The following is a 25,710-nucleotide window of genomic DNA, read 5'->3' on the forward strand; positions in this document are numbered from 1 at the left end:
TACAGCTGATAACTTTTAACGCTCGACAGAATGTTGGACTTTTAAAACCTAAAAAAAGAGGAAAAATCCAAAAGGAAATAACCTCAAACTGACGAAAAGCGAAAAAACGAATGGATTTCGAAACTGAAAACGAGTAACCTAAAAACTACGGAACTGACTAAAGGCAGAAAAACTAAACGGTCAAATTGTGGACTTGAACGCTGAAAATGTGAAAAACGTGCGGACTGAAAACTATGCGGAAAAGACACCACGCTGAAAAAGATAGTACAGCTGGTAACAAGGTATTGCCGCAAGCGGGGTTAATTGTTTTTTTAGAAAAATTTGTTTATCTTTGAGGTGTGGTATTTTTAGTTGAAGTTAGGTGCTAATAAGCCCCGCCTTCGGCAATACCATGACCGTTAGCTGCAATCTTTTCGCATAACTCACAGATATTTGAAATGGGAACTAAGATAACATACAAAAGTCTTGGACATGATCCAAACGAAGATTATAGATGGGTAACTAAAAGCTTAAAAAAAGAAGGAAAAGTAGCTAATTCTGAAAAAGAACTTAAAAAATTTCTAAAAGATCCTAAAAATCATATTATTCAAATTGGAAAAAAGGATTTGTATGCAGTAAACAAACTTAAATTAAAGAATAAAATGTTCTTACTGCCAGAAGGAAATCCCGTAACATACTATTATTCTATTGCATATGATATTTTAAATCAAATAGAAGAAGCCAAAATGTTACTTTTAGACAGTTTAGAAAAAAATCAAAGTAAATATAAATGGCATCCTGCAGTTGCTTTTAGTTTTGTTTTCAAAGTTGGAGCTAATGCAATCATATTTTCTTTCCTAGCATTAGAAGCATTTATGAATCAATGTCTGCCAGATTATGCAAAAATAGAATTTGATGGAAAATTAGTCGATAAAAATATAATTCAGAAATATTCTTCTTTTGAAACTAAATTTAAAACCATTATTCCTCAAGTTACAAAAAAAGATTTTCTAACTGAGCACCCAAGAAAAGCAGAAGTGATTGTGAAAATTAAAAAACTTCGAGACGAATTGACTCATTTAAAAGAAATGAGAAAAGACGGATTTGTTGCTTATGAAGATATATATAACCAAATTTTAAATGTAGATTTAAAAAAAATCGTTAACACAGTAAAATTTTACATTAATTATCATAGTCCGAAAACAATTCAGAATTATAGACGAAATAAGAAAACTACACAACAAGAGAATCAAAAGAAATTAAAAGTAATATCGCAAACTTTTGGTGAAGACGAAAATGGAAAATATTTAAAATATTATTATGAAGACATTTAACATAAGACTACAGCTAACATAGTATTTGCAAAAGGCGGGGAGAAGTGTTGAATTGAAAAGCGTAAATATTTATCCGCAAATGCTTTTCAATTCAACTATTTTTAATAATTTAGTTTCATTGAAAAAGCATCTGCTTTGGTTGGTTGAAATTGAACTATTGGTTCAATTTAGTCCGACCTTCGCAAATACTTTTTCCGTTGGCGGTCATTGTAGAGTGACACATAAAAAATGCGACTATGAAATGACAAATAAATGAAATGACAAATAACTTAGACAACTTAATTTCCATTTTACCATTCGCTTTTCTAATCCACAATATTGAAGAAATATTTGGAATGGAAAGATGGACGAAATCGATTTCTAAATTCTATCCCCAACCTGTTACAACAAGACAATTTTCAATTGCGGCAGGACTTTTTACTTTTTTAGGATTTGTCCTTATATTGACAAAAAAATATTATCAGACAGAGCAGCAATATTTACTGACAATTACAGGATTTGCAGGGATGCTTTTGTTAAATGTATTTTTTCCTCACACAATTGCAACCATATACCTAAAAAAATATTCACCGGGATTAATCACTGGGCTTTTGCTTAACTTTCCGCTGACGACTTTTATTTTGTGGACAATTTATAACTCTAATAACCTTCCTGTTCGACAGATGGCTATCGCCATTATTCTTGGGAGTATTCTTGGGGTTTTGCTTGCTTTTATATTTCTAAAAATTGGTAAATTCGTGGACGACAAACTAAAAAAAGAATAAGAAAGGTTGTATTGAAATAAGAACAACGAACCGCCAACAAGGTATTGCCGCAAGCGGGGTTATTTCTTTTTTAGAAAATTTTGTTTATCTTTGAACTATGGTATATTGGTTAAAGTTGGGTGCTAAGAAGCCCCGCCTTCGGCAATACCCGAACCGTTATACGACACCACTTAAAAAAATCAGCATAAATTTTGAAATAACGTAAATGATTTGTATTTTTACACGTAATTTGAATTTTATGAATACTAAACTAACTTTAAACTTAAATAAAAGCATAATTGAGAGTGCAAAAGATTATGCTAAGGAAAATAGAGTGAGTCTTTCAAAACTTATTGAAAATTATTTGAATGCATTGACTAAAAAGGAGTCCAAAAAAGTTGATGTAAGTCCTCTTGTGGAGAGTTTAACTGGAATAATTCCCCATAGCTCTGAAAATGAAACAAATGAGGATTACTATGAATATTTAAGAGAAAAATATTCATAATGGAAAGAGTTTTTGTTGACACAAATATCGTTTTAGACTTGCTTGAAAAAAGAGAAAATTTTTATCAAGAAGCACAAGAATTGTTTACAATGGGAGACCAAAATAAAGTAAAGCTATTTATCTCTGCGCTAACAATTGCAAATGTTCATTATCTACTTTTCAAACATTTAAAAATGGAAGCCAGAAAAGCTATTTCAAAATTTAAAGTTCTTGTAGAAGTTTTGCCAATTGATGATAAAATAGTGGAACTTTCACTTGCTTCAGATTTTACTGACTTTGAAGATGCGATTCAATATTATACAGCAATTGAACACGGAATGGAAGTAATAATTTCAAGAAACAAAAAAGATTTTAAAAATATAAGTTTGCCTGTCTTAACCGCAAATGAATATTTAAAACGTTAAATTGTGGCGTCGTATAACAAGGGTTTTGCGTCAGGCGGGCTGAAGTACAAAATTCAACGGCAGTTTTTCAATTAAACATTAGTAATAATATTGGCTTTTGTGCTTCGATTTCCCGCCCGAACGCAAAGCCGTCGGGATGTTATCTGTAAGTTTAACAAAATATCGCTAAAAAAGCAAAAATGAGAAAAACCTTAATAACCTTAATTTTATGTTTTGCTATTTTTTCTTGTAATAAGAATGATTACATTTTAGAAAGTAAAATTAGTGCTGAAATTATTCAAAAAAAAGAATTGAATCTTTCAAATTATAATGATTTTGAATGGGATTCGTTGATAATCATTAGCCCCTATTCAAGTCTTGAAAAAATTGCAACTGAAAACAAACTTAACTTAGAGAATGTTAGCGAATCAATAGAGTCTTTGGATGACATAAATTTAATAATATTCTTAAAAGATAGAAAGGCTGTAAAAACTTGTGAATTGAAACGCATGTATGGGGATTTTAGTGGAATCTATGGACAAATTATTCCTAAAAATAAAGCAAATTTTTATATGACTGGAGATATTTTTCCTAAAAATCCTGCTAAACTTCACTTGAAGTAAAGAAAACCTACAGATAACATAGTATTTGCAAAAGGCGGGGTTAATGAAGGGTTGAAAATTTGGTAATATTTATCCGCAAATGCTTTTCAATTCAATTTTTTTATTTAATTTAGTTTCATTGAAAAAGCATTTGCTTCGGTTGCTCGAAATTGAACGAAAGGTTCAATTTAGCCCGCCCTTCGCAAATACTTTTTCCGTTGTGCGAAATATTGACAGACCTAACACAGAAGAAACTATGAGAGCAATTTTAACAATTTTTTTAACATTATTTTTAGGAGCAAAAGTTTTTGCGACAGCTCAATATCCTGACAAAATAATCTATAATGGAAAAGAATTTAAATTACATAGCAATCCGTTAGAAACTTATTTTGAAAAGAATCCCGACAAAAGACCAAAAGGCGGAATTATGTCAACAGCATTGTGGCGTGGTTATGTTGCGACCTTTGAAGTAAAGGACAACCAATTGTTTTTAAAGGACATTGAAATTCAATACCACGATACTACATCAAAAGAATCTTATCCATATAAATGGCGTAGTGTTATTAATGAAGTATTTCCTAACAACGAAAAGATAAAAATAGATTGGCTGACGGGACTACTGGTAATACCACACGGAAAACTTGTTAATTATGTTCATATGGGTTATGGCTCTACTTACAAAAACTACATTTTATTAGAAATTGACAAAGGGGACTTAAAAAAGGAAAAGTATTTTAAATACAAAGAGTACGAAATGTTTAAAGAAAGACAGTTTCAAGTTTTCAAGCAGACAGATGAATACAAAAAGATAAAGGCAGACTTGCAAAAAGACGGAAGCTCGGACGAATTTATTGACTCATTTTTACGAAGTTTTGTAACTGAGTACACTTCTAAAATATTGACAGAATGAGAAATACTACGCACAACAAGGTATTGCCGAAAGCGGGATTGATTTGCATTTCCAAAACTTTTGTCTACCTTTGAACTATGGTATTTTAGTTGAAGTTAGGTGCTAATAAGCCCCGCCTTCGGCAATACCCTGACCGTTACCAGCTATACACTCCAAACATTTCGCTAAGGACTTGAAACGATTAAAAAACGCTCTAAATTGTGAATAATAAGAAACTGAACTTAGACCCAGCCGAGCAGTGCGTGTTAGGGGGTCTAAATTCATTTTCTACAACGGACGACTTAAAAGCATATTTTTGAATGAGCCGACTCCTAAAAAATGTTGGAGAGTACAGCTGATAACTTTTAACGCTCGACAGAATGTTGGACTTTTAAAACCTAAAAAAGAGGAAAAATCCCAAAGGAAAGGAACTCAAACTGACGAAAAGCGGAAAAACGAATGGATTTCGGAACTGAAAACAGAAAAAGAATAACTAAAAAACTGTGGAACTGACTAAAGGCTGAAAAACTAAACGGTCAAATTGTGGACTTGAACGCTGAAAACGTGAAAAATGTGCGGACTGAAAACTATGCGGAAAAGACACCACGCTGAAAAAAATAGTACAGCTGGTAACAAGGTATTGCCGCAAGCGGGGGATATTTGCATTTTAGAAACTTTTGTTTATCTTTGAAGTATGGTATTTTAGTTGAAGTTAGGTGCTGAGAAGCCCCGCCTTCGGCAATACCCCGACCGTTGTAATCAATTTAGGAAAACCTTGTGGGAAAAATAACGGAAAAAGAAAATGAAGATTTAAAAGCTGATTTTGTATTACTAATGCACCCACGTTCCAAGTGGTTGTTTTGGAAATACTTTCGGAAATATCGAATAGAAGGCTCTTTATGGAATAGCTCTGAATTTATTGTTTACAAGGGAATAGAGGTTGAATTTATGTTTTATTCACGAGAAAATGAATTATTATTTCAAGAAACCTATGAATTAGACCGCTGGTTACCTCCTCGAACTAAACGAGAATTGATAATAGATTTACCTGAATTAGTGAAGAAAACAGAACGGAAATTTAACCATTTTGATTACCGAATTACTAAGTGGATAGAAGTATCAGGAGTAGGAGGACATAATACCGTTAAACCTTAACTCCATCAAATTCTGGTGTCTAAACCTCATAAATAATTGATTTTCATATTTTTACAACACGACACAGAATAACCTAATTATTGCATTAAGTATTAAAAATCAAAATGTTACAATGTTTAAACTGTCTGAACAATCGGATTTAGGGTTAAGTATAAAGATAAAGAAATAAAAACTGGTTACAACAAGGTATTGCCGCAAGCGGGGGTAATTGTTTTTTTAGAAAATTTTGTTTATCTTTGAGGTGTGGTATTTTAGTTGAAGTTAAGTGCAAAGAAGCCCCGCCTTCGGCAATACCCTGACCGTTGTCTGCAATAATTTACCAATTATTACGCTGAATCCAATTTTATTAAAAATTTGTACGTATATTTGTACAAAATATTAAATCATGTTTGTAGCAAGTGTATCAGATTTTAGGAAAGACATTAAAAGTTATTTCGACCGAGTGACGAAAAACTTTGAAACTTTAATCATCAATCGTGGAAAGGATTCAGGCATTGTCGTGATGTCTTTAGACGAGTATAATTCTTTAATGGCAACGAATCATGAACTCTCATCAAAGAAAAACGAAATGAGACTTGATACTGCTATTGAAAAACTTAAAAAAGGTTCTTCTTTTCAAAAAGAATTAATTGAAGAGTGATGAAATATGTTTTTGTAGACGAATCTTGGGAGGATTATTTATACTGGCAAAAAATTGATAAGAAGAAACTAAAGAGAATTAATGATCTACTCAAAGACATTTCAAGAAATCCATTTGAGGGCATTGGCAAGCCTGAACCTCTAAAGCATAAATATTCCGGTTTTTGGTCAAGAAGAATTGATGATGAGCATAGACTGATTTATAAATTTGAGGACGACCAAATATTAATAGCAAAGTGCAGATTTCATTATGATTGAGAATTACTGCATACAACATAGTATTTGCAAAAGGCGGGGTTAAGTGCAGAATTGAAAACTTGGGAATATTTATCCGCTTCTGCTTTTCCGTATTACTTTTTTGAGTAAATTAGCAATACGGAAAAAGCATTCGCTACGGTTGGTTGAAATTGAACTATTGGTTCAATTTAGTCCGCCCTTCGCAAATACTTTTTCCGTTAGCTCTCATTTTTCATAAACACGTGTTGATATTTTGAAATAAATACGTATATTTGCTAAAAAAGAAATTAAGATGAATACAAAATTAACTTTAACAATAGAGAAAGAGATTATTGAAATAGCAAAAGAATATGCAAAAGGTAAAGGACAAAGTCTTTCTGAGATGGTAGAAAATTACTTTAAGTTTGTAACTGTAAAAAGAGTTGATATGAAAGAAAAAGAACTTTCTCCCAAGGTAAAAAAACTTAGAGGAATTATAAAGACTGATAAAAACTTTGATTACAAGCAAATTCTAACAGAAGAACTTTCGAAAAAATATGGACTATAAACTTTTTGTAGACTCAGATGTAGTTATTGATTTCTTTACGGACAGAGAGCCTTATGTTAACCCTGCGAGTGAACTTTTTGAACTTAATGAACAAGGGAAAGTAAAACTGTTTTTGTCGGCTGTAAGCATCAATAATATTTACTATATAGTTAGAAAGTTTTTAGGTCATAAAAAGACGCTTGAAGTAGTTGAATTGTTAACAGAGATGACAGAGATTGTTGGGACAACGAAAAAGGAAATAATACAAGCGTTAAGTAATGACTTTACAGATTATGAGGATTCTATTCAATACTCTTCAGCCTTAACCATTAAAGATTTGGATGCAATTATCACGCGGAATGTAAAAGACTATAAAAATTCATCGATTGCTGTTATGACACCATTAAACTTTCTGAAAATGAAAGAAAAAAACGAGAGCTAACAAGGTATTGCTGCAAGCGGGGGATATTTGCATTTTAGAAAATTTTGTTTACCTTTGAAGTATGGTATTTTAGTTGAAGTTGGGTGCTAAGAAGCCCCGCCTTCGGCAATACCCTGACCGTTAGCGGTAATGTTAACAGAACCTTAAAATAAACTATTAAAAATAAAATGGAAAATTTACAAGAACGTATTTTAAAAATATTTAGCGAATTCAAAACGCCTGTAAATGGTATATTGATGCCACAAAGTATTGAAAGCAGAATAAGTAAATGGGATAGACGTTCTCAAGATGAAGCTTCAAACGCACTAAATGAATTAATTTCAAATGGATACGTTGGAACAAGCGGGCATTGGTTAACACTTACTCAAAAGGGATATGATTTTTTAAATCAAGGTTTGTCAATTGAAGACACAGAAAATGTCATATTAGAGTTTCTTAGAAAACGAAATTTAGGTGTTGGACACGTAATTATGGAAAATTGGTTTATTAGTTTACAAAATCAAATAGAAAGATTTCATTTTGATAACTTCAACGTAGCTTTAAACAATATATTAAATAAAGGATATATCGAACAAAGAGATAATGGAATATTTTTGACACAAAAAGGTTACGATAAGTTATATTAAAACACTACCGCTAACATCGGTTTTGCGAAATGGCGGGTTAAGAGAAATATTGAAAGTTTTTGCATTTTTATCCGCAACAGCTTTTTATATTTCCTTTTTTTTTTTTAGTTTAGTAAATATAAAAAGCTGTTGCTCAAGTTAGTGCAAAATTGAAAGTTTAGGCTTCCAAATCCGCCACTCTCGCAAAGCCGCGGCTCGGCTCGTTAGCGGTAATTATAACTGACGACACCCAACAAACAAACAGACAATGAACACAGAAAAAATATTTGACGAAAACGGACGTGGGTTTACTCGAGTTTTTTCCACTGACAAAGTTGAACTAGTTAACCCCGTAAAATATTACAAGACCTTTGAACTTGAGAAACGAGCCATTTCTTTACGGGACCTACTATATGCAAAATATCCCTTTTTAACTTCGCAATTGGACGACAATTTTTTTGTAAAAAAAGCAGAAGAAATGCTAGTTGGATTTTTTGAAAAATTTGAGCAGACAAAAGTTCACGATAACTTTATACAGCTACTAAAGACAACTCGAAAGAAAGACCAAGAAACTTTACTTAAGGGAATGACATTAAATCCAGACGAATTAATGTCACTTATTTTCAAGTCATATAACGACTTTGGTTTTTTATACAGCAAATATCTTTTTGAAAATTTACCTAATGGCCTGGAAGGCAAAAAACTACCCAAACTTTTTCATATTAAAGAAGATGGAACAATTCACAAAGTAGGTGAAACTGATTTGACAGATGGAGAACTAAAAAATGTGATTGAACACCGAAAGGTAATTGTTTCTCATTTCTTCGAGAAGGATGACTTTTGGCACTGCTTCTTTTTAACATACAACAGTATTGGTGGTAAAGAAAATTGGAAAAACGGACAAGCCCACTTTCATTACATCTCAAGTTCTTTTGGAATTTCAAAAGCTGACTTCATTGAAAGTGTGCGAACAGGTAAATATAAATCAACATCAATCCACATTGATTTGCTAGATTATGGCAATCAAACCGAATAATAAAATCAATACTCTTTAATATGGAATGGAAAGAATACGAAGAAATCACTAAGTACATATATGAAACACTTGGAGCAGCAAACGGTGTTAAAATTGAGTGCCACGGAAATAATTGCAAAGTAACAGGCAAGTCAACAGTTGTACATCAAATTGACGTATTGACAAGCCATTCTGACGGACTTCATTCTTATAAAACTGCTGTTGAATGCAAATATTGTGAGCAGACAATAAATAAAGACATCATAATGAAAGTTGCTGAAATTGTAGAAGATGCAGGACTGAATAAAGGTGTAATAGTGTCAAAAAATGGGTTTACTCCAGATGCAATATCATTTGCTAAATACAAAAACATTGGGCTCATTGAATTAAGAGAACCTAATGAAGATGATTGGAAAGGCAGAGTGAAAAACATACAGATAAATATGAATATGCTATTGCCTCAAATAAATGGATTAGAACTTTTAGTATCAAAGGAAACAAAATCTACTTTAAAGCCAGGGTCAATAAGGGTCGAATTTTTAGACATTAAAAAAACAGATGGAAGTGTTGAAAACATAGAAAAATACATTAATGAATTCAATAACGAACTGTGTAAAAAGGAAGAAAACGAAGTCTTAGAAAAAGTCTTCACCTTTGATACAGGTACCGTATTGATTTATAAACCTACGGGTGAAGAAACTGAAATTAGTGGAGTTAAGCTGAATGGAATACTAAGAATTGCAAAGGAAACAATAGAAATTAAAGGAGAAGACCATATCTATATGATTATGAAATCTATATTTGAAGACAAATCTTATACGATAACAAAAGACAAGAAAATAAATGAACGACAAAAATAACTACCGCTAACAGCAGTTTGGCAAAATGGCGGGTTCAGTACTTAATTGAACATTTGGTTTTCAAATGAACATTAGTGCTAAATTGAAAGTAAGTGCCTCAATACCCGTCACTTCGCCAGGATGCAAAACGTTATCTATAACCATACTAAACACAATGAAGAACTTAATCTCAATTTTAGTTATATTTTTGATAATATTAAATTCTTGCGCAGATAAAAATTCAGAGATGAAAATTGAATCAAGTACTGACAAATTTATCTTTTTTGAACCTGCTGATTTAGGAGCTTTTGGTTCAAAAACAAGACTAATTATTTATGTAAAATTTGATGAATGTGGAGAATGGGGAGGACACGAAGAAAACTTTGAAGTTTTCTCGAAACGAGATAAGCAATTTTATGTAAAATATAAAAGAACTAAAGTTGATTGCGATAAAGTTGGAGAGCTGTACGGGAAACCTGAATTCCAACAGCCTGATAAAGAATTGGAATTTAAACTAACAGAAAAAAACATTATTGCTATTAATAATTATTTATCCAAACTACTTAAAAGTAAAATTTCTGAACGTTTCCCAGGATACTCAGGTCGAAATTTTGGAGTAATGAAATCTGATTCAACGCTTATTATTGATGTATATGATAGAAGTGAAGAGAATTTAAAAAATTATAATACATTATTAAATTCTTTAAAAATCGAGGAAGTTAATTATGAATATTGATTGAAATGGCTACAGATAACATAGTATTTGCAAAAGGCGGGTTTAAGGTGTTGAATTGAAAAGCAGAAATATTTATCCGCATATGCTTTTCAATTCAACTTTTTTTAATAATTTAGTTTCATTGAAAAAGCATCTGCTATGGTTGGTCGAAATTGAACGAAAGGTTCAATTTAGTCCGACCTTCGCAAATACTTTTCCCGTTAGCAGAAATTTTACTCAAAACATCGAAAGTTAATATTAACCTATTTACTAAATTAAGTATGCCAAAAAATTACTCTTTATTAGTTGAGAGCCTCCAAAAGAGGTCTAATCCTGACAATATAATACTAGAAAAGTCTCTTTCTAATGAATTGTCGACTATTAGATATAATGATATTCTTCGTTATATAACTTTAGCAATGAATGGTGTGGAACAATCATATACAGAACGAAGTAAAGAAGCAGGGGAAAGAGTTAAAAATCACTTGAAAGAAACATTGAATGATGTTGTTTATAGATATCAAGGTTCTGTAATGACGAATACCCATATTAAAGGTAATAGTGATATTGATTTATTAGTAATTACAGATAAGTTTTACACTTTTGATAGAGCGGGAATAGAAAAAACTTTAAGTGATTTCAACCAAACTTATTATCTTAATCAGATTCAAATACAAAGACTCAAAAACGAATTATCAGGAGGAGGTTATAGTACAGCTTTAGAGGATTTAAGAACCAATCGATTAAAGTCTGAGAAGAAATTAAAAGATGTTTATGATATATGTGATATAACACACGCAAAAGCAATAAAAATTACAAACCAAAGCTTGAAGAGAGATGTAGATATTGTAATTGCTAATTGGTATGATAATGTTAATTCTGTAATTAATGGTAAAAATTCTGATTATAGGGGAATACAAGTTTATAACAAAGACACAAATTCAAAAGGAAAACAAGATTATCCATTCCTAAGTATTAAAAGAATTAATGAGCGTAGTTCTGACACTAACGGAAGATTAAAAAAGATGATAAGATTTTTAAAAAATGTAAAAGCAGATAGTGGAAAAGAAATTAATTTATCTAGTTTTGATTTTAACGCTATTTGTTATGATATAGATGTGAAAATATATAAAAATTTGAGCAAATATTTTTTAGTTCCAGTTATCTATAACCAATTACTCAGATTAGTAACTAACGAAACTTTGGCGAATAATCTAAAGTCCGTAGATGAGCACGAATATATTTTCAGAGATAAACCAGAAAAATACAAGTCATTAGGACTACTATTAGAAGAAGTTACAGTTATTTACTTAGATTTAAAACCCCAGCTATTATAATGAGAAAGAAAAGAATTTTTATAGGTTCGTCTAGCGAAGAACTTGATTTGGCTAGTGCTGCCAAGAGCATTCTTGAGCTTGAAAAAGAGTTTGAAGTAACTATCTGGAATGAGGATGTATGGGAGAAAGCCGTTTTTAGATTAAATAATAGTTATTTAAATGATTTAATTAGAGCAACTTTACAGTTTGATTTTGGAATCTTAATAGGAACAAAGGATGATAAAGTCGTTTATAGAGGAAATGAAGAGCTACAACCTAGAGATAATATTTTGTTTGAACTTGGATTATTTATTGGAAGATTAGGTTTAAATAATTGTGCTTTCTTAATAGATAAAGACATAAAGCTATTGTCTGATATTAAAGGTATTTCTTTAGCAAGATTTAATCGTGGTGATTCATCATCTTTTACTAAAGCAATAACACAAGTAAAAGATTTATTTAAAAATCAGGTTGATTCAGGAATTAATTTCTTTCCATCTTCCACTTTGGCTGCAGTATATTATGAAAATTTTGTAAAACCTACTTGTCTACATATAATTCAAAATGGTGGTATACAAGATGATGACGGAACAAAATATGAAAATTCTACTATTAAGATCATTATACCTCAGAAGCTTACGACTGATGTTAATAGCCAATTTCAAACATTAAAGAAAAGTTTTCAAACAAAAAAACTAACTTTTGACTATTTAGGAAGACCACGAAATATAGATGTGGAAACTTTAATTCAAGATGGAAAATTATATGTTATTGATTTTCCAACTGTTTTATCTGGGATAAATTATGCTATTTCAAATCTTCTGCCGAATGATTTCAACTCAATGTCAGATGATTATGAATTAATTTTGAATAGAGAGTTTGATAGATTTATTTATACATTGAATAAACTCGCACTTAGAGATGGATACAACAATTTAATTACTGTAATAAATGAAAAAGACATTAAATAAAACTTCTGCTAACAAGGGTTTGGCGCAATGGTGGGTAAAGTGCTGATTTGAACTTTGAGTAATTCTATTCCGCCTACGCCATTTTTATTTGCTTTTTTTAATATATTAGCAAATAAAAAATGGCTTCGGCTACTTTGGGTGATAGTTTAAAGGTTGAATCCTTCAAATTCCGCCACTGACGCCAAGCCCCAAACCGTTAGCAGAAATTTTAAACAAAACTCGTCATAAAATGAAAAATCTGATAGTATTATTATTTCTAACTTTCTTTTCAAGCTTGACCTTTGGGTAATTTAAAAGTGTTCAAGACAGTTTAGACTATATGGAACACTATGGAAAATATTTTGACTGTAAATATGAGAAAGGAAATGTTTTAATTGTGAGGAAAAAAGGGAAGACAATTGATCCAATGAAAAGTTGGAGCCCAACAAAAGAAGGATTTGTGTTGAGAATAGAAGGTGCATATGATTTAGAATTCTCTAACGGAAAAAGATATAGGACTGGTATTATAAAAAATATTACAAAAGACTCTATTTTTCTCACAACGACTTTAAATGAAAACTCTGCAAAATTTGAAGGTGTAGAATTTGAAATCCATAAATATGCTTTAAAGGATATAAAAATTGCAAGATTTATTAATGATAGAAGTCTTGGAATATATTCAAAGAAAAAAATAGATAACAATGATTATGAAGTTTTTGCTCAAGAAGTTGATAAAGCGAAACTTTGTCCTGCAGTACTGACATTTCCGAAAAGAAACAATGAAGTTAAAGTCTGCCCATATTACCTAACTGCCCAAGGTTACGATATACTTTACGAAACAAATGGCTTTATAGATTATATGCAATATCCTGTAAAGTGGGGAGATTAAACAACTTCTGCTAACATAGTATTTGCAAAAGGCGGGGAGGAGTAATGAATTGAAAAGTAGAAATATTTATGCGCTTCTGCTTTTCCGTATTACTTTTTTTCTTAATTTAGCAATACGGAAAAAGCATCCGCTTCGGTTGGTCGAAATTGAACGAAAGGTTCAATTTAGTCCGCCCTTCGCAAATACTTTTTCCGTTGTACGACATTTAACATGAACTCACCTCTAAAAAATATTAAAAATGAAAAAACTTTTAAAATTATTATTTTTTGTGCTAATCACTATGTCGACGGTAGGGTGCCTGAGGGAAAGCGAAGAAAAGGATAAAATTTCCATTGTTACTGCGACGGTACACCATCAGTATGCTGACTTAAAAATCCCTCCGTTTTTTGATACAGTTGTAAAAGGACTGAAAATAAAAGAATCAAACTTTACCGAATGGATTGTAATTACAGGTATTGAAGGATTTACATACGAAGAGGGTTTTGAATATGAGCTTAAACTTCAAAAAACTTATTTGTCCAACCCTCCTCAAGATTCTCCAAGTAATATAACATATAAACTTATTGAAATTTTATTGAAGAAGCAAAAATAACATCGTACAACGGCAACATTTAAGATACTGACTAAATGAAATTTATCGATATTTATAAAAGAATTTTACCATTGTGGGGAACTGAAATACATTTTCAAGACGCAAATTTAGTGGGTAATAATGGCATGCACTCAATTCAATTCTATAAAAAATGGAATGAAGTGGAAAACAACGTATCTGAAGACGATAAATTTGGAGATTTAATGGTTTGGACAATGTTTCAAATTTTCCATAAAACCACTATTAATAAAATTAAGCAAAATATTTCACATTAAATCCAATTGAGGTTGATAAAAGCGTAATCGAGCAAAAATATTTTTATTAATCTTAATTTTTCTAATAACAATATCAAATGGTCAGAAATTAGGAATAGTTGCAAAATATGATTCAGAATTAAAACATATACATCTAAAAGGTGGATACAACTATGACGTATTAAATATTGAAAATCTACATTATGATATTAAACCATTTATCGATTCTCTTATAATTGATAATAATTTAATTAATAATGAAATTAATGACTTTGATTTTTCAATTTTATATGATTATGTTCCTGAACAGCCTAATAAGAAAATTAAGGAATATTTAAAAAATTATTGTCTAAGTAAAGATCTTAATGCCTTATTTATAATTCGCTCTAATAATTTATTTAATTCCTTAAATCCTCTCAAAACAACATACAAGTATAATTTTGACTATGGAATTTTAACTATGAACGGAAAGAAAAAACAATATGTATATTATAATAATATCGATTTTCTATACTATGTTTTAGAAGATAATAGATTAACATATCCTGTTATGAAGAGAGATTTGCGTCTATCTTTTCCGCTTATACCTAAAAAATCTTCAGAAACTGTCTATGATGAAAATGATTTGACATTAAATGATTCAAAAAATATTAAAGTGGACTTTTTGAATGAATTAAAGAAAAGAATTAAAGCAAATTTTGATCATATTATAATGAAAATTAGTGAAAAATAAGCACTACAGCTAACAAGGTATTGCTGCAAGCGGGGGTTAATTGCTTTTTTAGAAAATTTTGTTTACTTTTGAAGTATGGTATTTTAGTTGAAGTTAGGTGCTAAGCGGCCCCGCCTTCGGCAATACCTTGACCGTTAGCTGCAACCTTGGACAACGATACACAAATGAACAATATGCTTGAAACACCACCGACAGTAAGACTACCACGACCTGATGAACTTCCGAACAATCCAGAAGTATTTGAGAGATTGAAAGAACTTGAAAACGCAAATATTGTTGAAGGCTATAAACTTAGCATTAACACAGCTCATGATTTGCCTTTTAAATTTTATGTTGAAATCAATATTGATAATTCACGACTTTGGGACTTATTTAAAGCGCTAACAAATCAGTTGCCGGACAATCTAAGTTGCATTTACAATCTGTATGGAGAAGAAGCAATATTTAGTGTTTATAAAGACAAGAATATAATTCTAAAACAACTTGAGTGTTATAAAACCGAATTGACGCAAGACTGTAATTTAGAGTTTGGGCTTATATATCAAGCGGATGACAAACTGGAAGAAGTTTTTGTTTCTGACTCTAAGTTTTTAAAGGTTTGGGGAAACAACGAAATTTCATTTAGACAATTAATGAACGACTTTAGATTAAACGAAATATCAGACCTTAATTTCATTGACGAATTTCCTAAAGTAGTTGAATCTTTGACAATGTTTAATAAAAAAGCAAAAAGGACTGAAGCAATAATTGAAGAACTGGATGAATTTTTTAACCCGAAGAAAACAGACTGGAAATTATGATAGAAAGAGAGCGACAGACAAGAAAGGCAGCAGCTAACAAAGTATTGCCGCAAGCGGGGCTGATTTGCTTTTCCGAAACTTTTGTTTATCTTTGAAGTATGGTATTTTAGTTGAAGTTAGGTGCTAAGAAGTCCCCGCCTTCGGCAATACCCAACCGATGTAGCGAAATCCGCTTCGCTCCTTTCGCTACATCGGTTCGGCGGTTTTGCAAAATTCCCTCTCGGAAGTAGAGCTTCCAGAGGAAACTTCGCAAAACCGCCGAGCCGTTAGGCAATATCTTAAGCAACATTATAGAAATATGAAATTAATTGTACTTGAAAGAGATTCAAACACAGGAAAAACAACCACTATCGGTTTGTTATATGAAAAATTACTGAACAATGGTGGAGCATCAACAAATAAGCAACCTCTTGGAGGAGGCCCAAATGACTTTTCTGACATTGTAATCAACTATAAAAGTCTGAAAATAGCGATTTTTACAATGGGAGATTACTCAACTGCAATATCAAAAGCAATTGTTCATTATGACAATCTTGGTTGTGATTTTTTCATATGCTCACTTAGTAAAGGAAAATATAAAGTTAGAGCTAACAATCAAATAAATAATTATCCAAATATTAAAATTCAAAAAACGATTTCATCACAGAGTATTTCAGAGATTCAGGCAAATGATAATGATGCGTATCAAATCTTTTCAATGATATAAAAAATGTTTTTGTCAAACTTAAAAGAGTTATATAAAAGACTAAAAGAACAAGACGAAACCTATTATCTATTTCACTTCACAAAAAATAGCGTTCGTTTTGAGGTCTTATTTGATATTTTTCATTTGCCTTTTCAATTACATTTCTTACAAAAAGAGAGTGATTTTTCTTTTTGTATAATTGTTAGAAAAGGTTTTATTATCAATGATTTTCTAGATAGACAAACCTACAAAAATCTATGTAAAATCTTAAATTTAAAGTTTGATAAAGACAATCCATTCAGTACAAAGTTATTTTTCGAAGAATTTAATTTAAAAATTCCTAGCTATCAAGTCAAAGAAAAAAAAGAAAGAGAACTATTAGTTTTTTATCAAAATGATATTGAGGAATCAGAAAAACTATACTTTGATGGTGTTATCGAATGGAATAAAATTAAGAATGGAAAGGGGGTTACTATCAAAAATCTTGAAAAAACCAGAATTCTTTACCCAGAACTATACCATTGGTGTAAAAGAGAAAATATAAGTTTAAGATATACTCATATTAAGAAAGACAAAGAGAACTTGTTAATAGATAGAATAAAGAAAGACATCGCCTAACAGGGTATTGCCGCAAGCGGGGATGTAGTTGCATTTTAGAAAAATTTGTTTATCTTCGAAGTATGGTATTTCAGTTGAAGTTAGGTGCTAAAAAGCCCCGCCTTCGGCAAATACCTGGGCCGTTACCGGGCATTGTAAAACGATATTCAAACAACGAAAATGAGGATAGAAAACATTAGACAATTCATAAAAGAAAAAGCTGAACAATTCGGTGCCAAGACAGACAACGAATTCAATAAGCCTTATATTGAACGAAATAACACCGGACAAGAAGCACTCAAAGACAACGGAGCTTATTTTGGATTTATTCACCCAGAAGAGGAAGCGTCAGGTCCTTTCCACGACTTTTCATTGACCATTTTTCCAAACAACCAAAACAAACCCTGGTTGGTATGTCTTGGAATTGGTTCTAGTGGTTTCAAGAATGACTACGAACTCGCAACCTATCCTGGACTTAGAAGATTATTTTCGAAACTGACTGACGAAAGAGGATTTTGCAAATCAGACTTTTCTGACATAGAAACAAGCTTGCCAAAATCAATCACTGGTAGCCTGGACTTGCAGCACATAAAGAATACGATAAAAACTTACACTAAAGTTTTACCGACTTGCCAAATCGTTGACGACCCAGAAAGTGAAGAAGGAAAACAAATTATTGCAGCCTTTGTCGCAGGTTATGCAAAACTTAGAGACTGGCCTTCCAACAAAGACCATAGAAAAGCAGTTTCAGAAGCTTTAGAACCATTCTTAAAGACTGAAACTACTGATGAAACGGAAGAAGTGAAAAATCTTTTAAACGAAAGAAAGTACATAGTCCTTCAAGGTCCGCCAGGAACTGGTAAAACAAGAACGGCAAAAAGTGTTGCAGACAAAATAGGTGCAAAAACATTCTTCACTCAATTTCACGCAGAAATAAGTTTCTCAGATTTTATTTTTGGAATTAGGCCCGACACAGAAAATCAAGAACTACGATACAGAGAAAATTTTGGGAGCTTCTCAGAGGCCTTAAAATATGCCGTTGGCCATATAAATGAAAAAGTTATCTTAATCATTGACGAAATAAACAGGGCTAATCTTTCCAATGTATTAGGGCCTATTTTTTATCTATTTGAGCATAAGATGGATATTTCAAATGTTGAAATTGAGATTGCCCCAAATTTCAAAGTAACGAAACTGCCCGAAAACTTTTCAGTGATTGCTACAATGAACACTGCCGACAGGAGCTTGGCAGTTGTTGACTTTGCACTAAGAAGACGCTTTGCTTGGTACACCCTTAAACCAAAAGCAATAAAGTCGAAACAGTTCTTTAAAGAGGACTTTAGCAGAATTCAAGAAATATTTGACTGGTATGCATCAAGCATCGAACTAAACCTGCAACCGGGACAAGGCTATTTCATTGCGGACACCGAAGAGGAAATGAAAAATCGTATTCGTTATGAAATATTTCCTTTGATTAAAGAATATCTGCAAGAGGGACTTTTAAGAAATGCTAAAGAAGAGTTTAATAATTATTTCTCAACTAGAATAAATCTTTCTCTTTTCGAATGAAAAAGCCATTGGATGTTTTTTGCGAAATTCCTTGCCTGACTGAACAATCAAAACAGTTGGGTGGAGTTGCTTTGCAAAAAAAATGGTTCAAGTCAGCAGATAAAAGAATTATCGGTCAATACCTCCAGAAATTCATTGATTACAATTCTGAGCAATTTAAATTTCTTGGTGTTCAACCATATATCATTGGTTCAGACCAAAGTACTGCACTTGCATTTCGTTCATCTGGTTTTATTGGCTCTATTCCTTTGAGGGCTTCTGACACCGGAAAGCAAATCGGTGATTTTGTAGTTATGCCTCGATTTACCGGGCGTGATAGATTTGAGGACTATATTGAAATTCTAAACCTACTAGGTACTGAAATTAGTCCTGATGTAATTGATAGTTTACCATTGGCATCAGGTAAGAATTTCAGGCCACCATTGTATTTGGAGGCTGTAAAATTTATATCAGCTCTTGAAAAATTGACAATGAGACCATGGAGAAAGTTTGACAATATTGAAAAAGTATCAAGTCAACCGTCTGGTCAAATCAATTGGACAAAATATATAAACAACGAATTCAAAGTAGAAAACAGGTTAAAATTTCCGGCTAGAACAAATGTATTGAATGAATTTCATTCAGAATATTCGGAAGTTAGATATGTCTTTGACATTTGTAAAAGTGAATTACTTTCTGCCAATACACCGCAGAGAATTAAGAATGCTTTGCAAACCAAATTGAGTTTCCTTGAAGAACGATTATATCATCATAAACCAAAAGCGACTAATAAAATCACAATCCGATTTTCCGATAGTCCAACTGTGAAAGCCTGCAAAGAACAAGCTAATAGAATTTTAAGCTTTAACCTTGTAGATAGCACAGCTTGGCGGGTAGACTTTTCAGATGTATTTGAAAAATTTATTCAACATATTTTTAAAGAAGCTGCAAAAGAAACAGGCGGACGGCTTTATTCAAACTTTAAGTTTCATTCAAGAACTTCAAAACATTACTCTTGGGAATTAAAGCATATCGAGCCGGACGCAATCTTTCAAAAAGAAAATATTTTGGTTTTTATTGACGCCAAATACAAATCTAATTTATACAACAAGTTTGACCAAAGTGAAGTCCTTAAAGAAGACCACCGACACGACTTACATCAAATAATGGCATACTCATCATTCAGTAAGGCAGATTATAAATTTGGTTTCCTTTGTTATCCATCGGACCAAATCGAATTAAAAAGCATTCAGTATAAAAACGGTATTAACGAAGCGACAAGTACGATATTGATTTTGGGAGTACCATTAAGAAAGGACGGAATTAACGAGACAAAAAGAGTATTGACAAATGAGCTTAACGAAATTGAAAGAAGAACAACGTCCCGGTAACACGGGTTTTGTGTCAGGCGGTGTGACGTGCAAACTTGGAGCTTTGTGCTCCGAAACCCACCCTTCGCAAATACTTTTTCCGTTGTATGCAACATTAGATTGAACTACAATCCTAAATCTTATGAAAATATTACAATTTTTCTTAATTTTACTCACTGCAAATTTATTTTCGCAAAATTATCGATTTATCTATGAATATAAATTTGCACCAGACAAGACAAAAAAGGACTCTCTTATAAATAATTACATGTATTTAGAATCTGACGGAACGCAATCTAATTTTATAAGCGAAACAAAATTTAAAATTGATTCGATAAAAAATTCTAGTAACAACATGGGCGAAATCATGAAAGCGGGTAGAATGGACAAAAATTTACATTATAACATTACTAAAGATTACAAAAAAAATGACATAGTTTATCATACGAAATTTACAACAATCAATTTTAGAATTCCCGAAAATGAACGACCAAATTGGAAAATTTTTAATGAACTTTTGAAAGTTAGTAATTATCAATGCCGATGGCAGATACTTTTTGGGGAGCTTATTTTGGTATGTTTACAGATAAGTTTGGTATTAACTGGATGATAAATTTTGAATCTCAGAACAATCAATAAATTTGTAAAAGAAATGTTGCCAAAAGTTTTTCTATCTTTTGGCAATTTTTTTTAATATATATAGTGTTTTTACTATTCATTTTTATGAATTTATTTAACTTAGTAGCGTTGAAATTTGATATGCTGCTTTTTAGATAAAGCTAAAATGTTGAAAATTATATTTTTAATAAAATTAAAGTAGATGAATTTTTCTAAAATATTTTATGGGTTTGTTTTTGGTGTAGCATCATTATTAGTAAATGCCCAAGATATAAAAGAAAAAATAGCTATTGAAGGAGGTTATACCTATTTTAATAGAAGTTTTGCTGATGTTGGAGTAAAGTTTGCATTCGACAAAGAATTTATAGTATTAGGTGGAAATGCATTAGTAGGTGCTGCTGATGGTAAACTTTTAGTCATACCCGAGATTAATGCAACGAAATATTTTGAATTCAAGAAAAATGATTTACCATTCGCTTTTGTAAGGTTTAATGTTTCTCCAAAAACAGTTTCTCCTCAAGTTGGATTTAGCTATTTCTTCATAGAGTTTGGTGTGGGATATGGTTTTAGTTTTGATAAGTCTATCCACTACAGAACAGAAGGATTTAGAACACAACTGAATATCAATATTCCTTTAAAATTTAACATGAGAATAATGTAGAATTAAAAGTTTACGAAGTGAGTAAACAAAAAAATATCAACTAAACTTAAAATTTTAAAATGAAAAAAATAATCATTACTGCCATTTCGTTGTTTTTTATCTTGGAATCCTGCAATGAGAAAAAAGAAGTAACAAATAGTACCGAAATAAAATCAGTTAAAACTGCTGATACATTAGTGAAAACCGAGAAAACTGAAGAGACTATAATACTCTCTACAAAACACAATCCTAACTTTATTTTATGTGATTTGGATGGTGATGACTCATCAGATAGAGTAGAAATAGTTTTGAATACGAAGAATGAAAAGTATGGTTTGAAAATTACCTTTGGAAACGGTAAAACAGAGTATCTAGGCTTAGGAAAAGAGGTTTTGGGACAAGGTTTTGACGATATGAGCTGGATAGGCATTTTTGAAAAAGCTCCTAAAGGGGAGGTTTATTTTAATAATGTAAATGATGAGGGAGATATTATAAGTGAAGAAGAAGTGAAAGAAAGTGATAAAATTAGATTACCTAATGATGGTATTTTCATCCATGCGGAGGAGTCTTGTGGAGGAGGAGTAATCTATCTAAATAAGGGTAAATTTGAATGGATACAGCAAGAGTAAAACCTCTATATAAACTTAATTATTATGAAAAAAACAATATTAGCCCTGTTTTTGACTTTTAGTTTTTCCAGTGCATTCGCTCAGTTTGCTGTCGTGAATGATAAAGACGGTTGGGTAAATATAAGAAATAGAGAGCAAAAGGGTAAAATTATAGATACTTTACCCAATGGACACCTGATCTATTGGTATGGTCCCAGTGAACCTAATGAGAAGAATTGGGGTTTTGTTCAATATGTTAAAAATGGAAAAGACCTTGAAGGGGACATTTACAAAGATCGCTATAAGTGGATTTCAGACTTTTCACCATTGAAAATTTCAAAGAAAACAGCTAACTCTGTAACTCTAAAGCAAGAAGCTATTACTGTAACTGTTACGAAGTCCCACTTTGATAAGAAGAAACATAAATTTACCTATTTTAAGGATAACCCCACCATTATATCTCATATTGATGGTAAGGCTCCTTGGGGGACAGACGGCAACCTACCGAAGGCACAATATGAAAAAATTAGCGTCCGTATTGGGGATAAAACGCTTATCTTACCAAAGGCAGCTTTAGAAAACGTGTATGACCCTTATCTGGACGGGGTAGAAGCTAATTATGATAAACAGAATGATACCCTGTATATTCAAGCAATAAATGGGGATGGTGCGGGCACCTGTCTTATCATTTGGAAAATTGAAAAAGGAGTTTATAAAGACAGACTAATTGTTAATGGTTTTTAAATGAAATAGTTGTAATCTATTTTTATTGTGGTAATAGTATAATTAGCAAATGGAACAAAAATTCGATATTGACAAAATTGTAAACTATTTGGATAAGTATAAATCCGACTTGCCAAAGTTATACACTTGGGATGCAAAAATAGAAAGACTTGCAGAGCTTGAAGTATTAACACAAAAACAAATTGAAGAAATAAATAAAAAGAAACCCTACGAAAAAGCACTTCATCTCAAAAAAATTGTTGGGCAAAACCTGAAAGAAACATATATAAACGACAAAACTCTATTTTATGAAATTTGTTTATGGATAATTAGAGATTGGGGTGGAATTTTTACAGCGAATGATAATGAAACAATAAAACTTATTGAGAGTTTTTTAAATAAAGAAGTTATTGAATTTCAAAGAATTGCTAGCATTTCAAAAGTTAGTTCATACTTGTATCCTGAAAAGAACATAATTTATGACTCACGAGTTGCATATTCATTGAATTGGATAATTCTCTCAGAAAATGCAGGACAAAAGTACTTTCCAATTCCCAAAGGTAGGAATTCTAAAATGATAGCATTTGACCTTAATGTTCTAATACGATTAAAAAATATATCAATTTATCAACCAAATGAAATATCAGATTTAGATAAGAAATTTTTTATTAAAAATTTAGATAAACAACTTTTTATAGACAAGAAGATTGCATATTCAGAACTTAATAAACTTATAAAGGATATAAGCGAAAAATTATGGAAAGATGACATTGAAAAACAACATAATTTGTATTATACTGAAATGTTATTATTTGCTATTGCCGATAGAGAAGTATTCTTGGACATTACAAAAAAATGGATTGAATTAACAAAATAAAGTAATCATTCAATAAATGACAAAAAAAATTAGCCAAAAATTATTTCAAAATTTATATGATAATAAGACAATTCTTCTTCCCAAGATGGGACCATTTTGTTTTTGTGAATTTTTGAAATCCGACTTTAAAGACAACAAATTAATAATTTATTTAAAAGTTCTTGAACCTGTTTTTAGATTAAAACCAAGATATATAACATGGTTTGAAAAAGCAATGAGTGAAAGTTCTATTGAAATTCAATATAATTTTTTGTACGAAAATATTATATCATTAAAAATAGAGCAACAATATATTACAAGTGTTTATGGTTCAAGTATTTGGGCAAACCATGGGATAGTGAAAAAAGTTTATGAACTAAAAGCACAAGGTTTAGATGAAGAAATTTACGAAATCTTGAGCTAAAAAATATATGAGAACAAAATGATAAAGTCAACAAGTTATTTGTTCGGTTGGTTTGAATTGGACTTTATTATGTGATATTTTATCTAAACAAACGATATGAAAGGAAAAATTATAATATCAATTCTATTGTTACTTTTTATTTCTTGTCAGAATTCTAAATTCGTTAACGAAGGTAAACCTACTTCGGTTAAAGAAATTGGATTTTCCGAAAAGGGGACGGAAATGCAAACGGTTATCATCAATATTATTAAAGCCTATCAGAATAAAGATGAAAAGGCTTTAAATAAACTTATCCCTAAAAAGTTTGGGATCACCTTTCTGTATCGTATGGGGGCTCAGGATCATATTGCGAATGTTAAAAAAATTTCTTTTGCTAAGCCCGTTCCCAGCTATTTGCCTTTTGACCCTAATATCATAACTGACTATAAAATTACCCAAGAAAAACTACCGATATTTAGTTGTGAAACCGAAAGCTGGAATAAACCTGCGGGAATTTATATCGACCTTAATCAAAAAGAATCGTTATTTTCTGAAATTGCAAAGTTTGAAAATGCTAACTTTGACGAGAACCCCTGGTCCGATAGTGAGGTTAAAAAATTGGAAATCATAGAGAGAAACAGTCATAAAGTCATTGTAATTGGGCAAAACCAAAAGGAGTTTATTTTCTATATTGGCTATTTCGATAATATATGGTATTTAACGGCGATCGACCGATTTGAGGTTTGTTCTGCTTAAAATCAACATAATAAATTGAAGGTAAAATGAATTATTTTAAATTGTTAATCGCTCTTGCATTATTATCGTGTAATACGAAAGAGAGTAAAATAGAAGAAAAGCAAATACCAACAGAAGGGATCTCGGAAAAATTAGAAAAGAAGGAAAACTTTGAAATTTCGTACGAAAAACTTTCAGATAAAGTGATTCCTCAGGGGCTTTCTTTTGAGGGAAAGGTAAAAGAGGTCGTTAGAGTAGAGGATTTACAGGGAGAGCATATAATCCTATTAACAGAAACAGGGATTGTTCCAAGCAAAAAGGTGATCAACGCAGACTATGAAAAAGATGCAAAAACTTTCGTGTATGATTATCTTTATGATAAAAATGAAAATAAATATAAATTAAACTGGAAAATACAAGATTTTATTTTGAATTGTGAGTTTGATTTATCTATGAATTTCGTTAAAGATACTTTTAAAATCACGGATTTAAACAACAACGGTATCGCCGAAATTTGGACGATGTATTCCATGTTGTGTACTTCGGACATTAGTCCAGATGTGATGAAAATCATCATGTACGAAGGCAAACAGAAATATGCTTTAAGAGGACACGCTACTCTAATAGCGGGCGAAGACAAACTTGAGGAAGGCGAGTATCAATTCGACGAAAACTTATCAAAAGCCTCAAAAGAAATAAAAGAATTTGCTCTAAAAATGTGGCGAAATAATAATATACAGAAATTAAACTAAAAAGAGGTACTGAGTGAAAAATACAATAAAACC

At 31.4% G+C, this 25,710-nt stretch carries 34 protein-coding genes and 2 pseudogenes; all 36 read left to right on the plus strand.

From position 1 onward, the window contains the following. Nucleotides 1-437: 437 nt before the first annotated feature. The 36 genes and pseudogenes from RA0C_RS00135 (at nucleotide 438) to RA0C_RS00305 (ending at nucleotide 25,677) form a co-directional block, all read left to right on the plus strand. On the plus strand, nucleotides 438-1,313 hold the full coding sequence (locus tag RA0C_RS00135) for a hypothetical protein (protein ID WP_004920711.1): 876 nt from the start codon (nucleotides 438-440) through the stop codon (nucleotides 1,311-1,313). Between the two features lie 257 nt (nucleotides 1,314-1,570). Next, the gene (locus RA0C_RS00145) at nucleotides 1,571-2,077 is read left to right on the plus strand and encodes an HXXEE domain-containing protein (RefSeq protein WP_004920716.1); all 507 of its coding nucleotides are present in this window, start codon (nucleotides 1,571-1,573) and stop codon (nucleotides 2,075-2,077) included. A gap of 238 nt (nucleotides 2,078-2,315) precedes the next feature. Further along, nucleotides 2,316-2,561, plus strand: coding sequence for a DUF6364 family protein (locus RA0C_RS00150; protein WP_014615004.1), 246 nt, complete (start codon nucleotides 2,316-2,318; stop codon nucleotides 2,559-2,561). Further along, on the plus strand, nucleotides 2,561-2,965 hold the full coding sequence (locus tag RA0C_RS00155) for a type II toxin-antitoxin system VapC family toxin (protein ID WP_004920723.1): 405 nt from the start codon (nucleotides 2,561-2,563) through the stop codon (nucleotides 2,963-2,965). The genes RA0C_RS00150 and RA0C_RS00155 overlap by 1 nt, the downstream gene beginning before the upstream one ends. A 179-nt stretch (nucleotides 2,966-3,144) precedes the next feature. Further along, complete coding sequence (locus RA0C_RS00160; RefSeq protein ID WP_004920726.1) at nucleotides 3,145-3,567, plus strand: hypothetical protein; 423 nt, start codon at nucleotides 3,145-3,147, stop codon at nucleotides 3,565-3,567. A 199-nt stretch (nucleotides 3,568-3,766) separates the two neighbouring features. After that, nucleotides 3,767-4,456: a hypothetical protein gene (locus tag RA0C_RS00165; protein WP_015345544.1), complete on the plus strand. Its 690-nt coding sequence runs from the start codon at nucleotides 3,767-3,769 to the stop codon at nucleotides 4,454-4,456. Nucleotides 4,457-4,751: 295 nt separating this feature from the next. Continuing rightward, the gene (locus RA0C_RS10405) at nucleotides 4,752-4,928 is read left to right on the plus strand and encodes a hypothetical protein (RefSeq protein WP_004920732.1); all 177 of its coding nucleotides are present in this window, start codon (nucleotides 4,752-4,754) and stop codon (nucleotides 4,926-4,928) included. Between the two features lie 284 nt (nucleotides 4,929-5,212). Continuing rightward, on the plus strand, nucleotides 5,213-5,590 hold the full coding sequence (locus RA0C_RS00170) for a hypothetical protein (protein ID WP_013447211.1): 378 nt from the start codon (nucleotides 5,213-5,215) through the stop codon (nucleotides 5,588-5,590). A 385-nt stretch (nucleotides 5,591-5,975) separates the two neighbouring features. Next, nucleotides 5,976-6,230 carry a type II toxin-antitoxin system Phd/YefM family antitoxin gene (locus tag RA0C_RS00175; RefSeq protein ID WP_004917649.1) on the plus strand — a complete coding sequence of 85 codons (255 nt, stop codon included), beginning with the start codon at nucleotides 5,976-5,978 and terminating at the stop codon, nucleotides 6,228-6,230. Next, nucleotides 6,230-6,487, plus strand: a complete 258-nt coding sequence (locus tag RA0C_RS00180) for a Txe/YoeB family addiction module toxin (RefSeq protein ID WP_004917651.1) — start codon at nucleotides 6,230-6,232, stop codon at nucleotides 6,485-6,487. The genes RA0C_RS00175 and RA0C_RS00180 overlap by 1 nt, the downstream gene beginning before the upstream one ends. A 271-nt stretch (nucleotides 6,488-6,758) precedes the next feature. After that, nucleotides 6,759-7,013, plus strand: coding sequence for a DUF6364 family protein (locus RA0C_RS00185; RefSeq protein WP_004917653.1), 255 nt, complete (start codon nucleotides 6,759-6,761; stop codon nucleotides 7,011-7,013). Then, the gene (locus tag RA0C_RS00190) at nucleotides 7,003-7,434 is read left to right on the plus strand and encodes a type II toxin-antitoxin system VapC family toxin (protein ID WP_004917656.1); all 432 of its coding nucleotides are present in this window, start codon (nucleotides 7,003-7,005) and stop codon (nucleotides 7,432-7,434) included. Before RA0C_RS00185 ends, RA0C_RS00190 begins: the two co-directional genes overlap by 11 nt. 167 nt (nucleotides 7,435-7,601) lie before the next feature. Continuing rightward, nucleotides 7,602-8,060 carry a hypothetical protein gene (locus RA0C_RS00195; protein WP_004917658.1) on the plus strand — a complete coding sequence of 153 codons (459 nt, stop codon included), beginning with the start codon at nucleotides 7,602-7,604 and terminating at the stop codon, nucleotides 8,058-8,060. Nucleotides 8,061-8,307: 247 nt separating this feature from the next. Further along, nucleotides 8,308-9,075, plus strand: a complete 768-nt coding sequence (locus RA0C_RS00200) for a hypothetical protein (protein WP_004917660.1) — start codon at nucleotides 8,308-8,310, stop codon at nucleotides 9,073-9,075. Between the two features lie 20 nt (nucleotides 9,076-9,095). Continuing rightward, entirely contained in the window at nucleotides 9,096-9,914 is an 819-nt protein-coding gene (locus RA0C_RS00205) for a restriction endonuclease (RefSeq protein WP_004917662.1), read from the plus strand. Nucleotides 9,915-10,068: 154 nt separating this feature from the next. After that, nucleotides 10,069-10,629, plus strand: coding sequence for a hypothetical protein (locus RA0C_RS00210; protein WP_004917665.1), 561 nt, complete (start codon nucleotides 10,069-10,071; stop codon nucleotides 10,627-10,629). A 350-nt stretch (nucleotides 10,630-10,979) separates the two neighbouring features. Then, nucleotides 10,980-11,945 (plus strand): nucleotidyltransferase domain-containing protein, encoded by a 966-nt coding sequence (locus tag RA0C_RS00215; protein ID WP_228481910.1) that lies wholly within the window; start codon nucleotides 10,980-10,982, stop codon nucleotides 11,943-11,945. Next, nucleotides 11,945-12,895, plus strand: coding sequence for a CBASS system CD-NTase-associated NAD(+) hydrolase Cap12 (cap12, locus tag RA0C_RS00220; RefSeq protein ID WP_004917669.1), 951 nt, complete (start codon nucleotides 11,945-11,947; stop codon nucleotides 12,893-12,895). Before RA0C_RS00215 ends, cap12 begins: the two co-directional genes overlap by 1 nt. Before the next feature lie 319 nt (nucleotides 12,896-13,214). Beyond that, nucleotides 13,215-13,763, plus strand: a complete 549-nt coding sequence (locus tag RA0C_RS00225; RefSeq protein WP_004917672.1) for a hypothetical protein — start codon at nucleotides 13,215-13,217, stop codon at nucleotides 13,761-13,763. 238 nt (nucleotides 13,764-14,001) lie between these two features. Continuing rightward, the gene (locus RA0C_RS00230) at nucleotides 14,002-14,355 is read left to right on the plus strand and encodes a DUF4377 domain-containing protein (RefSeq protein ID WP_004917674.1); all 354 of its coding nucleotides are present in this window, start codon (nucleotides 14,002-14,004) and stop codon (nucleotides 14,353-14,355) included. A gap of 35 nt (nucleotides 14,356-14,390) precedes the next feature. Continuing rightward, a complete protein-coding gene (locus tag RA0C_RS00235) occupies nucleotides 14,391-14,630 on the plus strand; it encodes a hypothetical protein (protein ID WP_004917677.1) in 240 nt (79 codons plus the stop codon). Nucleotides 14,631-15,069: 439 nt separating this feature from the next. After that, a complete protein-coding gene (locus RA0C_RS00240) occupies nucleotides 15,070-15,342 on the plus strand; it encodes a hypothetical protein (protein WP_004917678.1) in 273 nt (90 codons plus the stop codon). A gap of 173 nt (nucleotides 15,343-15,515) precedes the next feature. Continuing rightward, on the plus strand, nucleotides 15,516-16,142 hold the full coding sequence (locus RA0C_RS00245; RefSeq protein WP_004917680.1) for a hypothetical protein: 627 nt from the start codon (nucleotides 15,516-15,518) through the stop codon (nucleotides 16,140-16,142). A 298-nt stretch (nucleotides 16,143-16,440) separates the two neighbouring features. Further along, nucleotides 16,441-16,848 (plus strand): hypothetical protein, encoded by a 408-nt coding sequence (locus RA0C_RS00250; protein ID WP_004917684.1) that lies wholly within the window; start codon nucleotides 16,441-16,443, stop codon nucleotides 16,846-16,848. A gap of 3 nt (nucleotides 16,849-16,851) precedes the next feature. Continuing rightward, nucleotides 16,852-17,445: a DUF6037 family protein gene (locus tag RA0C_RS00255; RefSeq protein ID WP_004917687.1), complete on the plus strand. Its 594-nt coding sequence runs from the start codon at nucleotides 16,852-16,854 to the stop codon at nucleotides 17,443-17,445. A gap of 159 nt (nucleotides 17,446-17,604) precedes the next feature. After that, nucleotides 17,605-18,993, plus strand: a complete 1,389-nt coding sequence (locus RA0C_RS00260) for an McrB family protein (RefSeq protein WP_004917689.1) — start codon at nucleotides 17,605-17,607, stop codon at nucleotides 18,991-18,993. After that, nucleotides 18,990-20,363, plus strand: a complete 1,374-nt coding sequence (locus RA0C_RS00265; RefSeq protein ID WP_004917690.1) for an McrC family protein — start codon at nucleotides 18,990-18,992, stop codon at nucleotides 20,361-20,363. Before RA0C_RS00260 ends, RA0C_RS00265 begins: the two co-directional genes overlap by 4 nt. A 121-nt stretch (nucleotides 20,364-20,484) precedes the next feature. Then, nucleotides 20,485-20,826 (plus strand): annotated as a pseudogene (locus RA0C_RS00270) (GLPGLI family protein); the annotation flags it as partial. Nucleotides 20,827-20,873: 47 nt separating this feature from the next. Beyond that, a pseudogene (locus RA0C_RS10495) lies at nucleotides 20,874-20,981 on the plus strand (VOC family protein); the annotation flags it as partial. A gap of 181 nt (nucleotides 20,982-21,162) precedes the next feature. Further along, entirely contained in the window at nucleotides 21,163-21,621 is a 459-nt protein-coding gene (locus tag RA0C_RS00275; protein WP_004917694.1) for a hypothetical protein, read from the plus strand. Between the two features lie 59 nt (nucleotides 21,622-21,680). Continuing rightward, nucleotides 21,681-22,229, plus strand: coding sequence for a hypothetical protein (locus tag RA0C_RS00280; protein WP_004917696.1), 549 nt, complete (start codon nucleotides 21,681-21,683; stop codon nucleotides 22,227-22,229). A 24-nt stretch (nucleotides 22,230-22,253) separates the two neighbouring features. Then, a complete protein-coding gene (locus RA0C_RS00285) occupies nucleotides 22,254-22,952 on the plus strand; it encodes a hypothetical protein (protein ID WP_004917698.1) in 699 nt (232 codons plus the stop codon). Nucleotides 22,953-23,001: 49 nt separating this feature from the next. Continuing rightward, nucleotides 23,002-23,808, plus strand: a complete 807-nt coding sequence (locus RA0C_RS00290) for a hypothetical protein (RefSeq protein WP_004917700.1) — start codon at nucleotides 23,002-23,004, stop codon at nucleotides 23,806-23,808. Nucleotides 23,809-23,824: 16 nt separating this feature from the next. Beyond that, complete coding sequence (locus RA0C_RS00295; protein ID WP_004917702.1) at nucleotides 23,825-24,211, plus strand: hypothetical protein; 387 nt, start codon at nucleotides 23,825-23,827, stop codon at nucleotides 24,209-24,211. Between the two features lie 96 nt (nucleotides 24,212-24,307). After that, nucleotides 24,308-24,946, plus strand: a complete 639-nt coding sequence (locus RA0C_RS00300; protein ID WP_004917704.1) for a hypothetical protein — start codon at nucleotides 24,308-24,310, stop codon at nucleotides 24,944-24,946. A 26-nt stretch (nucleotides 24,947-24,972) separates the two neighbouring features. Further along, nucleotides 24,973-25,677 carry a M949_RS01915 family surface polysaccharide biosynthesis protein gene (locus RA0C_RS00305; RefSeq protein ID WP_004917706.1) on the plus strand — a complete coding sequence of 235 codons (705 nt, stop codon included), beginning with the start codon at nucleotides 24,973-24,975 and terminating at the stop codon, nucleotides 25,675-25,677. Nucleotides 25,678-25,710: the final 33 nt, after the last annotated feature.

This window comes from Riemerella anatipestifer ATCC 11845 = DSM 15868, assembly GCF_000252855.1.
Lineage (GTDB): Bacteria > Bacteroidota > Bacteroidia > Flavobacteriales > Weeksellaceae > Riemerella > Riemerella anatipestifera.